Genomic DNA, 12,600 nt, shown 5'->3' on the forward strand with positions numbered 1-12,600 from the left:
GGGAGAATTGAGTCCCTTTAAAGTTTATATTGCCGCAGCCATTAGGTCTTAGTGTAGGTGAGAATGCGACCTATTTATTAGGACGACTTGTAGGTTTCAAACTTCTCAAGTTATTTCCTTTCAATTATTTTTTTAAAAAGAGGCATATCTACAGGGCATCGCGTTTTTTGAAGCATAGAGGTCCTTCAATGATGTTTTTAGTAAGATTTCTTCCTGGAACGAGGACAATAACCTTCTTTACTGCTGGATTGTTTAAATTGAAATACACAAAGTTTTTTCCAATGTGGGTTTTAGGATTGTATTTTCTTTGTGGAACTTTAATCTCTATTGGTTATTTTAGTATAAGAAGTGTAATTGAGGCCAAAGAATTTTTGCCCTTAATATTGCTCGGAATGTTCATCTTTGGGGTGATTTTATTTTTCATTTCAAGAAAAATTACCAGAAAGAAAAACTAATAATCAAGAGGTCTAGGATTACATTTAAAAGTTATTTTTCATTGATAGATTTTATTATCTTACGATATACTTCATATATTATTTTTTGAAGGATTAATGCATGCATCAAGACAGCTCTTATGAGAAAATAATTGATAATATTCTATTAAAGTTGAATAACCAAATCATTCTAGCAACGCCTTTGGGAGCAGGTAAACCAAACTATTTTTTGAATACTCTGTATAATAAGGCCAAACAAAACCCTGAAATTAACCTCACAATTTGTACGGCCCTTACTCTTCAAAGACCCAAGGGAGGAAGTCTACTTGAACAAAGATTTATTGATCTATTTGAAAACAGAGTTTTTGGAGATTATCCTGATCTCCAATACGAACTTGATAGGGTTGAAAATAAATTACCCAAAAATGTTGAAGTTATTGAATTTTATTTTCCCCCAGCTAAATATTTAAAAAACAAAAGAGCTCAACAGCATTATATATGTTCAAATTATACTCATGTTTGTCGTGATTTGAGTGATAGAGGGGTAAATCTAATTGCTCAAATGGTTAGTGTTGAAGACGATAAATGCAGCTTGAGTTGTAATGCGGATTTAACAATAGATCTAATTTCTTTGATGAGACAAAAAAATATACCATCCTTTGTAATTGGTGAAGTTAATCAAAATTTGCCTTTTATGTATGGAGAATGTTGCTTAGATAAAAATATATTTGATTTTTTACTAGATGATCCTAAAAAATATTTTAAAATATTTGGTCCTCCTAAAATGTCGATACCTGACCAAGATTTTATTATTGGTCTCTATGCTTCAAGCCTAGTAAAAGATGATGGAGAGCTGCAAGTCGGGATTGGATCTCTAGGGGATGCTGTTATCTATGGACTTACGCTCAGACAAAATCATAATGAAATTTATCAAGATGTTCTCAGAGAAACAAATTATTCGCAGAAATTTCAAGACGTAATCACCCGATTAGGGGATACAGCTACTTTTAAAAAAGGTCTTTTTGGTGCCACCGAAATGATGGTAGACGGCTTTAAAACTCTTTATGAAAATAATATTTTGAAAAAGAAAGTATATGATCACATTGGCATTCAAAGATTAATTAACATGGGTGAGATTGATCCAGAAAATTTACCTCATAATATCCTCGATATTCTCATAAAAAATAAGATAATATTTCCGCAAATCACTGATGAAGATTTATGTTTGATCAAAAAGTTTGGAATTTTAAATGCAGATTTAAAACTTAAAGGAAGTACCCTCATAATAGATGAATATAAACTAAGCAATGATTTGAATAACTCTGAAACCTACTCAATTCTATCGCAAAAATATATTGGTAAAAAATTGGTCAATGGCCATATTATTCATGCTGGATTTTTTCTTGGGCCTGAAAATTTTTATAGCTGGCTTAAAGATTTGCCGATAAAAGAAAGAAAACTTATAGATATGAGGAGCGTTCTTAAAATCAACCAACTCTATGGACATGAAAAAATCGATAGATTACATAGAAAAAATGCAAGATTTATCAATACTTGCATGATGACAACTCTTAGCGGTGCTCATGTATCAGACGGTATTGGAGATGGAAGAGTTGTCAGTGGAGTGGGGGGACAATTTAATTTTGTTGCAATGGCACAAGAGCTGCCTGACGGGCATTCTATTCTAACGATGCGTTCAACGAGAATAAAAAATGGAAAAGTATATTCTAATATTGTTAAAAATTACCCTCATATTACAGTACCTAGACATATGAGAGATGTTCTTATAACTGAATATGGAATTGCTTTTCTAAGAGGAAAAACGGACGCAGAGTTAATCCAAGAGTTACTAAAAGTTTGTGACAGTAGGTTTCAGGGAGAACTTTTAAAGTGGGCAAAAAAAAGTGGAAAAATAAACTCCGAATATGAAATTCCCATTCAATTTAAAAATAATTTTCCTCATACCTATGAAGATATTCTTAAAAAATTTAAAAAGAGTGGATACTTTCCTAAATTTCCATTTGGCACTTCATTTACAGAGGATGAATTAAAAATAGGTGCAGCACTAAAAAATATTGTCTTCTGCAAAGAGAAAAATTTAAATAAGTTTATAGGAATAGTCATTAAATCGATCTTTAGTCCCATTAAAAAAGATAATCAGAAATTACTTCAGATGATGAAACTAGATTCTTCATCCTCATTTATTGAACGAATTTATGCAAAAATTTTGAATTATTTTCTTTAATTTTTTCTTATAACGATAAAAGCAATATCGTCTTCTTTTTTCCAATTCTTCTTTTCAGTACAGGAATTTTTTAAACTATCAAATAAAATGCCAAAGTCACTTTCGTTGCATAATTTTCCAAGCTCGACATGGGAGATATTATCAAATATTCCATCTGTTCCCAACAAAATCGTATGACCTTTTTTTATCATTCGTTCAGTAGTTCCTTCAATCCTTACCGCTGGATCTCCAAGCATATTATTTACAATATGTCTTTCAGGAAAACCTAATGACTCCTCTTGCGACATTACCCCGGCCTCAATACTATGCCCAATCATAGAATGTGGAATAGTGGCAAAGCATTTATCTCCTATACTATTCCAAGAGATAATTTCTGAGTCTCCAACATGAAAAGTACGAAGAAAATCTTTATTAATTTCAACCATGGACAAAGTACAGAATGCTCCGGCCTTCAAACCTAAAACGGCCTTATTTGCCTTTTCAATGCAGGAGAAAAAATTTAAATTCTTGGCCCGTGATTTTTTGATTTCATTAAGTAAAGTTTCAGCAGTGGCAATCGCAGCATCCTGACCTCTTGGATGCCCTCCTGCTCCGTCTGAAACTCCAAATACTAATAAGTCAGCTTTTTGGGCAATAAATAATACATCTTCATTTTGAGTTTTATCTTTACCCATAGAACAATAATAGCCAACAGTGAAGTTTTCAAAATCAAATTTTCCAAACTGTGCTTCTCTATTATTTTTAATGATTAAGGGTAATTCTTTAATTAATGGCATCAGACCAATCCATTGTTTCTAAATGAAACTTTAAGTCGCTAATCGTTCTAAAACGATGTAGGATCAAACTTCGTTTTAACCCACATATTATATATTTTAGGGATGGAGGTAGTTTTTGATATTGCTTTTGTCCACCTAGAATATCATAAAAAATGCGTATGATTTTAATGATGTCTTCATCGCGATTATCTTTTTTTGAATCACCCCAGTGATGGAGATCGATAATTTTCAGATCAAATTCAAGGCCAAACTTTTGGATGATGATATTATCAGTATGTAAATCACCATGGTACTCTCCATGGAGATGAATACTCTCAACTCCACATACAATTGAGTAAAGTAGGTGAATGGCCGGGAATACACCAAGGCGTTTTCCTTTTTGTTTTGCTACAAAATTTCCAAGAATTTCTCCCTCAATAAATTCTGAAACTAAACAGGCGACGCGATGGCCACGAATTTTTACAATTTCATGAGAGAGATAATCCATCACAATAGGACTGCCTCTTAATTTATCCAACTTTTTTGCATAACGTATACTAACTTTAAATCCAGGATTTCGATGAGGGTAAAAAAGTTTAACAGCTCTTTCTTTATTAGTATGAGTTTCGACTACTTTATAAACTTCCCCCTCGTAACCTTCCCCAAGCTTTTGGGTGATTACGTAGCGCGGTGTGATGGCCCTACCGTTTAATAAGCAAAATTCTGTGAGTTTTTGCAAAATTTCCTCCATAAGCTCATTCTAAGACTATTTTAATAAGATAGCAATGCACTAGAGTATTGTATAAACTTTATGTTTAATTGTGTCGCGAATACAAAATTAATCGTACTTTTTAGAGATTTAAATCAATAAAGTTGCTAAAATGCACATAAGAATTTTTCTTGCTAATGTGTTTTTATTTTTTTTTCTACAACATCACCAGATGGTTATCTATATTTTTACAGAGATAGTGGAAAAGTATACAAAATTTTGGGAGTAATAATGGAATTAACATTTTTGGGAGGAGTGGAAGGAGTAACTGGTTCAAAGACTTTATTGAAAGTTGCGAAAGAAACTTATCTAGTAGATTATGGACTATTTCAAGGGAGTTCAGAAAGAAGAGAATTAAATTGGAAAAAGTTCGAGGGCATTGAGCAAGTTGATGCGTTGTTTTTGACTCATGCTCATATTGATCATTCAGGGCTTATTCCCAGATTAGTTAAGGAAAACTTTAAAGGTAAAATTTATTGCACAAGTGATACATTCGAACTTTGTAAAATTTTACTTGAGGACTCTGCTAGAATTCACGTGGAAGACGCTGAGTATAATAATAGGAAAAAAATAACAAAATTTTTACCAGCACTTCCTCTTTATACTCCAGAGGATGTGAATAAGATTTTGAACCAGTTTGTAACAGTAGAATTTGAAGAAGAAAAAATCATTTCTAAACATGTCACTATAAAATTTCATTGGGCCGGACATATTTTAGGTGCTAGTTTTATAGAGATTAAATTAAAAGAAGAAGAAAAAGAAAGAACAGTTGTTTTTTCCGGAGATATTGGACATGACAGAAACGTTCTTTTAACTCCACCAGATTCATTGTGTAAATTAGATTATCTTGTATTGGAATCAACATATGGTAATAGATTACATGCAAGGATTCCATCCAAAAAAGTCTTATCTTTGTTTCTTAATACTATTTTGAACAGGGATGGAGTGGCCATTATTCCATCATTTTCAATTGGTCGAACTCAAGACATACTTTATCTCATTGGAGAATTAATGAGAGGTGATGAAATATCTAACGTACCAGTTATTTTAGATAGTCCACTATCTAAGAAGGCCAACCATATTTTCAGAAGATCGATGAAAGCTCCCTATATAAAGAAAGAAGTTTTAGAACAGACGAATCTATTTCCACGTACTTTGCAAGAAGTAGAGTCTGCAAGAGAATCAATTGAAGTAAACAATATGAAGGGCCCTCTCATTATTGTGAGTGCCTCTGGAATGTTGGATGGAGGGAGAGTTGTCCATCATGTTAAAAATAGGGTTATAGATGAGAAGAACGGGATAATTTTTGTTGGATTTCAACCAGTAGGTACAAAAGGTCGTATTCTAATTGATGGTAATAAAATGTTGAGGTTGCATAAAGAAGAACTTCCAGTAAGAGCAGATATATTTTACGTTGATTCTCTTTCTGCTCATGGAGATTACCTAGATATTATCGAATGGATAGATCGATCTCAGGTATCTCCAAGTCTTGTAATCTTAAACCATGGAGAGGAGCTGGCCAGTAAAAACTTAAAAACGTTAATAGAATCTGAACTTGAATTTAAGACTACAATCGCCAAAGAAAATGAAACGATTTTTTTAAGTTAATATTTTTAAATAAATTAACAGATGCTCTAATTAAGTAAATCTTCTCTATATCATTTGGCATAATATATCGTTTTCTTTATCAGTATTAATTTGTCCAAATTGACATGTGAATTGAACATTTTTTATTTCGCCTTGGTCATCAGCAACTACATCTAATTGAAAAGCAACTTTTTTCTTCCTTTTGTTTTCAACGCAAGAGTTTTTTCTTATTTCAAAACTTTTGAAATTTATTTTTTGAGATTTTTTGTCACTAAGAGTATGTGAAAGAATATATTGTTCAGAAATATTAACTAATTTTGGAAGATTTGAGTCAGAACAATTAATTTCAGGTAAACTGTCACATGAGCTTATTGAAAATACTATTAATATTAAAAAGACAATATTCATGAAAAACCTCTCATTTAATTTAATTATTTTCTAAAGTTTTCTTTAATTCAATAAAAGCTGGAAGCTTACTTATTTTATCAAGGATTTTATTTATTTCATCAACTGAAATATTCCCCTGTTTTGAAACGAGTATTTTATGATGATATTTCTGATCGAGTTTGTTTGAAACAATTAATTTAGAAGTCGCATTTGGATTCTTTTTTAAAAAAAGATTGAGAAATGATTTCGTCACGACAGCAATATCTCCTCGTTCGAGCAAAATAAACTGGATGCTTCCTTCGTGATTGTTCGTGAAAATGGCATTGAAGTTTTTTATTAAATAGTCTTTATCAGCATTATAGTTTGCAAATCCATAGTGATATCCATCAATTAAGACCATTTTTTTATTTGAAAAATCATCAAAGAAGGATTGAGATAGATTATGTTTATTCTTGGCAATATAGACTTCACCACCTTTCATAAAAACATTTGAACTATCAACATCTTCATTTTTCCAGCCCCATTTATTATCTTCAAAGAGCATTATATCGAAACGTTTATTTTTGAGTGCTTCATACCTTCCAACTGAAGAAGTTCTCACAAAAATGAACTCATACTTTTTCTGTACTTGATTCATCATATCTATTATTTTATGTGAGACTGAGTGTTCTGAATCTCCTTGATAAACAAACGGAGGAAACGTATAGCCACCACAATAAATATGTGTTTTTGCAATTATGTTGAAGCTTATCAGAGAAAATATAATGACTTTAACTAGCATTCATCTATTAAAACTTAATTATTAAAATTAAAAAAGCAGGTTAAAAATCCCTAGGTGATTCACGACTAAAACTATCTGCACGACTGTGCTCTAGTGCCTCTTTATAAGATTCAGGAATTGGTCCTTCTATTAATTGATTTTCTTTCAAATATTCAAAAAGTTGTGAATAGTCTTTGCTTTCGACCGAATTTGTTCTGCTTAAAATATGCCAAGGTCTAAGTTCTTTTGTATTTGAAATTCCCATTGCTCCTATCAACTCAGCAACACTTTCAATTGTTTCAGCATGAAAGTTTTTTACGCGATCCTTTTTGTCGGATACGACGAGTCCGCTTGTTAAGTTCTTGTCTTGTGTTGCAATACCGGCAGGGCAATGATTGGAATTACATCTGAGTGCTTGAATACAACCAATCGCAAGCATCATGCCTCTTGCACTATACACAAGATCAGCACCTAAAGATAATCTTTTGATAATATCAAAACTTGTTAAAATCTTTCCAGATGAAATTAATTTGATATTTTTGCGCAATCCTAAACCGGTTAAACAATTATGAGCAAAGACGAGGCCATCTATTCCAGGTGTTCCCACATGATTTGAAAATTCAAGAGGGGCGGCTCCTGTACCACCTTCACTCCCATCAATTACGATATAATCTGGAGCTGTTCCAGATTCCTTCATCGCTTTACAAATACTTAAAAATTCTCTTTTTTTACCAAGACAAAGTTTTATACCTATAGGTTTTCCACCACATAGCTCTCTAAGCTTTGCTATGAAACTCATCATTTCTAGTGGTGTATTAAAGGATGAATGTCCTGGAGGAGAAATGATGTCTTTATCTTTGCCAACTCCTCTTATTTGGGCAATTTCGTCGGTGATTTTTTCTTTTGGAAGAATACCCCCATGTCCAGGCTTAGCACCTTGAGATAATTTAATTTCAATCATTTTCACTTGAGGCAATGTTGCTTTTTCCTTAAAGAGTACTTCATCAAAATTGCCATCTTGATTACGACAACCAAAAAGTCCTGTGCCAATTTGCCAAATTAAATCCCCTCCATATTTTAAGTGGTGAGGACTAATAGAACCTTCACCAGTATTGTGTGCAAATCCACCTTCTTTTGCTCCTGCATTGAGTGCCATAATTGCTCTATCACTTAAGGCCCCATAACTCATGGCCGAGATATTAAGAATGCTTGAGTTGTAGGGTATTTTACAATGAGGGCCACCAATCATTACCCTGAGTGATGAAGAGTCTATATGCTTGGCCAACAAAGAGTGATTTACCCATTCATGCCCGGCCTTATACTGATCTTTTTGAGTTCCAAAAGGAAGAGTGTCCAAGTTTTTTTTCGCTCTTTGATAGATAACTGAACGTTGCTCGCGATTAAATGGTCTACCATCGATATTGTTTTCAACAAAATACTGTTGGATTTCAGGACGAATAGACTCAAGCCAGTATCTGAAATTTCCTAAGACTGGAAAATTTCTCTTAATCGTTTGTTTTGTTTGGAGTGAATCCTTTACTCCTAACAATATTATACTAACGAAAATGAATGATACAGTGAAGTGTAGTGGATGATATATAGGTGGGAGTAGATAATAGAGGGTGATAAGGACGGCAATTGTGATTGTACTACCTATAAAAAACTGTTTACGCATGTATTTTCCTATGTATTCTCGAAACATTTGCGGAGATTGATAATTCTTTCGTCATGCCTAAAATTATCATCAAAGTGCTTTATTTTGGCAATAAATTCGAATTGGAATAAAACAGATGGATGTAACTAGCTGAAAATACTAATATCTATTCGTTGTATAGGATTAATCGAATTTACAATGTACTATCAAATTAACACTTAGCAATAGGTAATAAAGATGGATTACAATGAACTAATGAAAGCAATCATGTTAATAGACAAATATGTTATAAAAATGAAGTCACTTGGAAAAACACCAATACAAATAAACAATGCAAAAAGTTCCTTAAGCGCTTTAAGGAAAATATCGATCGACTTTGCCATTAACGGTAAAATCTTAGAAATCAATGCAATGAATGGAAATAATGGTGTCTATTGGACACTTGTCGACCATAGACACCAGCAAAGAGCTTATTGAATCATTGAGATTTTTATTTTTTTGAATCTTCCATCACCAATAGATGTTGTTTCGACTTGTGGGTCTTCTTGTAAGTGCGTATGAATTATTCTTCTTTGTGCCGCATTCAATGATTGCGTGAGGGCCTCTTTACCATTCTTTAAGACTTCCAATTTTAATCCATTGGCCATTTGAATGAGGTCTTCATCACTGAATCTTCCTGTAGAAGTTCTTTGTTGAGGTCTATTTCCTCTATTTTCTCTATTTCCTCTACTATCCCTATTGCCTCTACTATCTCTGTTTTCTCTTTTATCAGTAGATCTAAAGTTTTTTTCAGGCGATTTTTTGGCATTTTCTCCAATTGCATTGATAAAAACTTTAGAACCTTTTGGAAGATTCGATTTTTTAAAAATAAATTGTTTAACGACGTGATCAATGGCCAAAAGGAGCGCTTTTCGATTTGTAAGCACAAGGCCAATATCTTCACCTTTTAGATCAATTGATATATTTTTTCCAGTTACTTTTGAATCTATATATAGATTTAAATGCATTTTACTTAGAAGTTTGTTGATGAAATTTTCGATTTCTGTACTAGAAAGGGATGCAAATTTAAATTCATATGTACATTCTCTAGGTCCAAAAAAGAAAAACTTCTTTTTTCCTTTTTTTGTAATTTCGTGTTGAAGAAGTTCTTCATTGTGAATTTTAAAATAATTAAGAGCCTGGCTCTTTGCATCAGTTAGGTTTGATGTAGTAATAGTAAAAGTGTTTTCCATGTTTGATTTCTCTTTTCTGATAGGTTTAGTATTTTTAACTTCTTTGGATTTTTGAATCTTTTCTTTTTGTTTCAGGGGTTTCTTTTCTAGAGTTTTTAAAGTTTTTCTGTCTATTTTTGGTTTAGGACAAATATCTGTTGAAAAATCTTCATTAGATATCGGATGTTTTGGAATTGAGTAACCAAGAAGTTTATTTATGGCCTCAAGGTTTTCACAATCCTCGTGAGCACATAGTCCATAGGCCTCTCCTGATTGCCCTGCGCGTCCAGTTCGTCCAATTCTATGTACGTAGTTTGCACACTCAGATGGGAGGTCATAGTTAACAACAATGTCGACATTTTTAATATCGAGTCCTCTGGCCGCAACATCAGTACACACAAGAATTGTTGTTTCCTTATTACGAAAGCTCTCCATCAATTTTGTTCTTTTATTTTGTGGCAATCTTCCAGAAATAGAGTCAGCTTTTAGGCCCATGTCCTTTAACCACTGGCCTACGAGATGAGTTTTAAATTGAGTGTTGCAAAAAATTATCGCGTAAATATCCTCCTCACGTCTAAGGAGATTAACGACATATGGAAATTTTTCTTCTTCAGTCAACATGATTAATTTCTGTGTAATTTTATCAACAGTTAAATTATCTTCTCCAGTTTTTATTTCTTCAGGATGAGAGTGAAACTTATAAGCTGTACGAATAACGTCTTGGTTACTTGTTGCTGATAACATAATAATTTGTCTGTCATTGGGCGCTTGTTTAAGAATATATTCTATTTCTTTTTTAAATCCCATATCAAAGAGCCTATCAGCTTCGTCAAATATAATGGATTGAACGAGAGAAATATTTAGTTCTTTTTGTTTTGAGAGGTCATTTATTCTACCTGGTGTTCCAACAACAATATCGGGAAAAGTTCTAAGTAGTTTTATTTGTTCTTCTGCACTTTCTCCACCGATAACATTTACAATCGACAGGTCAAAGCCCGCTGACATAGATCTTAAAATATTAAAAGTTTGTTGGGCCAGCTCTCTCGTAGGTGACAGAATGAGATGGGAATGTTTATTTTGTGAGCTGGACTTACTTGAAATGATTTTTTGTAAAGTTGGAATTGCAAATGCCGCAGTCTTTCCACTTCCTGTTTTGGCAAGTGCAAAAATATCTTTTCCTTCCAAAATGAGTGGAATTGTTTTTTCTTGGATTAAACTAGCATTTTTCAAACCTAGGTGATCTAAATTTTGAAGCAGTGACTGATTGAGTTTGAATTGAGAAAAACTGACAGTTGTTTCGATCGTGGCCCCCTAAGATTAGTGCTCTTTTTTTGATGGCGTATATTAGCAGTATTGATGTGAATCTACAAGTAGTGTCAAAAGTAGGGAAAGTTTATACATATGGAATTAAGATTGTTTATCGTTTTTTTTATGCGATTTTCCAGAAAGTTTTGCAAGTACATCTATTCTAGAGACGATTCCAACTAAATAATTATTCTTGTCAACGACCGGTAACCTCCTAATTCTTTTAGAATAGAGTGTAATGAGAATTTCTTTAAGCGGTGTATCCTCTTGGACAGTTAAAACTTTATCTCTGTATTTTATTAAATCTGTTAATTCACCTTTTGCGGCCTGTAATAATAGATCGTATTCGGAGATTAGCCCTAAGAGTTTTTTATCGTCAGTGGTAACGGGGAGGCCACTAATTCGGTGATTTTGCAAAACTTCGATTGCATAGCTGATCGTAGATTTGGGTAAAATTGTAATTGGCTTTCTAGTCATGAGTTCCCGAGCAGGTATTCGACCAATATTATTGGCCTGAGCTTTTTCAATAATTCGATCTACACCATCTTGATCAAGGTTTTTTTTATCACTATCCATGGTCTACTTAACTTTAGAAAAAGCTCTAATGAGATCTCTTCGTGAAACTACTCCTACAATTTTGTCACCATCTAAAACAGGAAATCGTTTTAAGTTTTTACTTGTCATAAGTTCAACGATTTCATTTAAATTAGCTTCTGGCGAGATAGTAATTGGGTGATTTGTCATCACTGAAGAAACTGGATGTTTTTTTGCGTTCGAAAAAATTTCATCTACACTTTGATTACTAAAGGTTCTGCCCAATAATTGTTTTAGAGATACAAGAGCGTGAGGAATATCAACTTTTTTCCCAACAAAATCAGATTCAGTTAATATACCAATCAGTTTATTTGAGTCATCAACAACAAGTAGTGAACCAATATCTTTTTCCAGCATAATCTGTGCCGCTTCTTCTACTGTTTTATTCATATTAATTGTAGCAGGGTTTTGCGTCATGAATTCTTTTGCTTTCATTTAATTCTCCTAAATTTTTAGACAATTCAATTAAAGCATAGAGAGATACAAAATGTCATAGTAAATTTTATAGTCTTTGCCTTAACTTGTTATTTTCTGCCAATGTTTTAAGATAGTTTTCTTCAAGAATTGCAAAACGAGCAATAATATCTTTTAGGATGGTCTGGTACCATTTTGGAACTTCAGAATTGAGCATATCTGTTAAGTGATGAGTGCTGAATTCTTTTACTTTTGTCACGCCAATAGCTTTTGCATGGGCAGTTCTTTTGTGTCCAGGCAAGAGGGAAAGTGTTCCTATCACTTCTCCTTCTTTCATATTTGATAGTACAACTTCACTACCATTTTGATACTTGTATATTCTAATATTTCCGGAAACCACTAGAAATATTGAACCACCATCATCACCTTCATGAAAGAGGATTTCGCCATTACTTAATATGGTCTCTTTTTTTCCATCATTCATT

13 protein-coding genes are annotated in these 12,600 nt (G+C 32.9%); 4 read left to right on the plus strand and 9 right to left on the minus strand.

Annotated features, from left to right (window positions below):
* Window positions 1-29: 29 nt before the first annotated feature.
* Together H6622_11665 and H6622_11670 are read left to right on the plus strand one after the other, a co-directional pair.
* Entirely contained in the window at window positions 30-455 is a 426-nt protein-coding gene (locus H6622_11665; protein MCB9062168.1) for a VTT domain-containing protein, read from the plus strand.
* A gap of 100 nt (window positions 456-555) precedes the next feature.
* Window positions 556-2,679 (plus strand): hypothetical protein, encoded by a 2,124-nt coding sequence (locus tag H6622_11670; protein MCB9062169.1) that lies wholly within the window; start codon window positions 556-558, stop codon window positions 2,677-2,679.
* Here the strand turns inward: H6622_11670 and H6622_11675 are convergent.
* The gene (locus H6622_11675) at window positions 2,676-3,455 is read right to left on the minus strand and encodes a SpoIIE family protein phosphatase (protein MCB9062170.1); all 780 of its coding nucleotides are present in this window, start codon (window positions 3,453-3,455) and stop codon (window positions 2,676-2,678) included. The two genes, H6622_11670 and H6622_11675, sit on opposite strands and share 4 nt — an antisense overlap.
* Complete coding sequence (locus H6622_11680; GenBank protein MCB9062171.1) at window positions 3,442-4,185, minus strand: protein kinase; 744 nt, start codon at window positions 4,183-4,185, stop codon at window positions 3,442-3,444. The genes H6622_11675 and H6622_11680 overlap by 14 nt, the downstream gene beginning before the upstream one ends.
* A 249-nt stretch (window positions 4,186-4,434) precedes the next feature.
* Between H6622_11680 and H6622_11685 the strand changes: the two genes are divergently transcribed.
* A complete protein-coding gene (locus H6622_11685; GenBank protein ID MCB9062172.1) occupies window positions 4,435-5,811 on the plus strand; it encodes an MBL fold metallo-hydrolase in 1,377 nt (458 codons plus the stop codon).
* 45 nt (window positions 5,812-5,856) lie between these two features.
* On the opposite strand, the gene H6622_11690 is transcribed toward H6622_11685, so the two are convergent.
* The 3 genes from H6622_11690 to H6622_11700 are packed head-to-tail and all read right to left on the minus strand — an operon-like array spanning window position 5,857 to window position 8,612.
* A complete protein-coding gene (locus tag H6622_11690) occupies window positions 5,857-6,198 on the minus strand; it encodes a hypothetical protein (protein MCB9062173.1) in 342 nt (113 codons plus the stop codon).
* Window positions 6,199-6,217: 19 nt separating this feature from the next.
* The gene (locus tag H6622_11695) at window positions 6,218-6,958 is read right to left on the minus strand and encodes a transporter substrate-binding domain-containing protein (protein ID MCB9062174.1); all 741 of its coding nucleotides are present in this window, start codon (window positions 6,956-6,958) and stop codon (window positions 6,218-6,220) included.
* 40 nt (window positions 6,959-6,998) lie between these two features.
* The gene (locus H6622_11700; GenBank protein ID MCB9062175.1) at window positions 6,999-8,612 is read right to left on the minus strand and encodes an FMN-binding glutamate synthase family protein; all 1,614 of its coding nucleotides are present in this window, start codon (window positions 8,610-8,612) and stop codon (window positions 6,999-7,001) included.
* A gap of 216 nt (window positions 8,613-8,828) precedes the next feature.
* Here H6622_11700 and H6622_11705 point away from each other — a divergent pair, with 216 nt between their 5' ends.
* Window positions 8,829-9,068 (plus strand): hypothetical protein, encoded by a 240-nt coding sequence (locus H6622_11705; protein ID MCB9062176.1) that lies wholly within the window; start codon window positions 8,829-8,831, stop codon window positions 9,066-9,068.
* Here H6622_11705 and H6622_11710 read toward each other — a convergent pair.
* The 4 genes from H6622_11710 to H6622_11725 all read right to left on the minus strand — a co-directional run bounded on the left by H6622_11710 (window position 9,062) and on the right by H6622_11725 (window position 12,599).
* A complete protein-coding gene (locus H6622_11710) occupies window positions 9,062-11,032 on the minus strand; it encodes a DEAD/DEAH box helicase (GenBank protein ID MCB9062177.1) in 1,971 nt (656 codons plus the stop codon). The two genes, H6622_11705 and H6622_11710, sit on opposite strands and share 7 nt — an antisense overlap.
* Before the next feature lie 177 nt (window positions 11,033-11,209).
* Window positions 11,210-11,683, minus strand: coding sequence for a CBS domain-containing protein (locus tag H6622_11715; protein ID MCB9062178.1), 474 nt, complete (start codon window positions 11,681-11,683; stop codon window positions 11,210-11,212).
* Window positions 11,684-11,686: 3 nt separating this feature from the next.
* A complete protein-coding gene (locus H6622_11720) occupies window positions 11,687-12,136 on the minus strand; it encodes a CBS domain-containing protein (GenBank protein MCB9062179.1) in 450 nt (149 codons plus the stop codon).
* Window positions 12,137-12,203: 67 nt separating this feature from the next.
* On the minus strand, window positions 12,204-12,599 hold the full coding sequence (locus H6622_11725) for a cyclic nucleotide-binding domain-containing protein (protein MCB9062180.1): 396 nt from the start codon (window positions 12,597-12,599) through the stop codon (window positions 12,204-12,206).
* Between the last annotated feature and the right edge of the window lies 1 nt (window position 12,600).

Source organism: Halobacteriovoraceae bacterium (assembly GCA_020635115.1).
GTDB lineage: Bacteria > Bdellovibrionota > Bacteriovoracia > Bacteriovoracales > Bacteriovoracaceae > JACKAK01.

Coding starts and splice junctions, on each gene's coding strand:
- H6622_11675 (MCB9062170.1), bottom strand. CDS start 3,455: ATGCCATTAATTAAAGAATTACCCTTAATCATTAAAAATAATAGAGAA.
- H6622_11685 (MCB9062172.1), top strand. CDS start 4,435: ATGGAATTAACATTTTTGGGAGGAGTGGAAGGAGTAACTGGTTCAAAG.
- H6622_11695 (MCB9062174.1), bottom strand. CDS start 6,958: ATGCTAGTTAAAGTCATTATATTTTCTCTGATAAGCTTCAACATAATT.
- H6622_11670 (MCB9062169.1), top strand. CDS start 556: ATGCATCAAGACAGCTCTTATGAGAAAATAATTGATAATATTCTATTA.
- H6622_11715 (MCB9062178.1), bottom strand. CDS start 11,683: ATGGATAGTGATAAAAAAAACCTTGATCAAGATGGTGTAGATCGAATT.
- H6622_11705 (MCB9062176.1), top strand. CDS start 8,829: ATGGATTACAATGAACTAATGAAAGCAATCATGTTAATAGACAAATAT.
- H6622_11720 (MCB9062179.1), bottom strand. CDS start 12,136: ATGAAAGCAAAAGAATTCATGACGCAAAACCCTGCTACAATTAATATG.
- H6622_11725 (MCB9062180.1), bottom strand. CDS start 12,599: ATGAATGATGGAAAAAAAGAGACCATATTAAGTAATGGCGAAATCCTC.
- H6622_11690 (MCB9062173.1), bottom strand. CDS start 6,198: ATGAATATTGTCTTTTTAATATTAATAGTATTTTCAATAAGCTCATGT.
- H6622_11700 (MCB9062175.1), bottom strand. CDS start 8,612: ATGCGTAAACAGTTTTTTATAGGTAGTACAATCACAATTGCCGTCCTT.
- H6622_11680 (MCB9062171.1), bottom strand. CDS start 4,185: ATGGAGGAAATTTTGCAAAAACTCACAGAATTTTGCTTATTAAACGGT.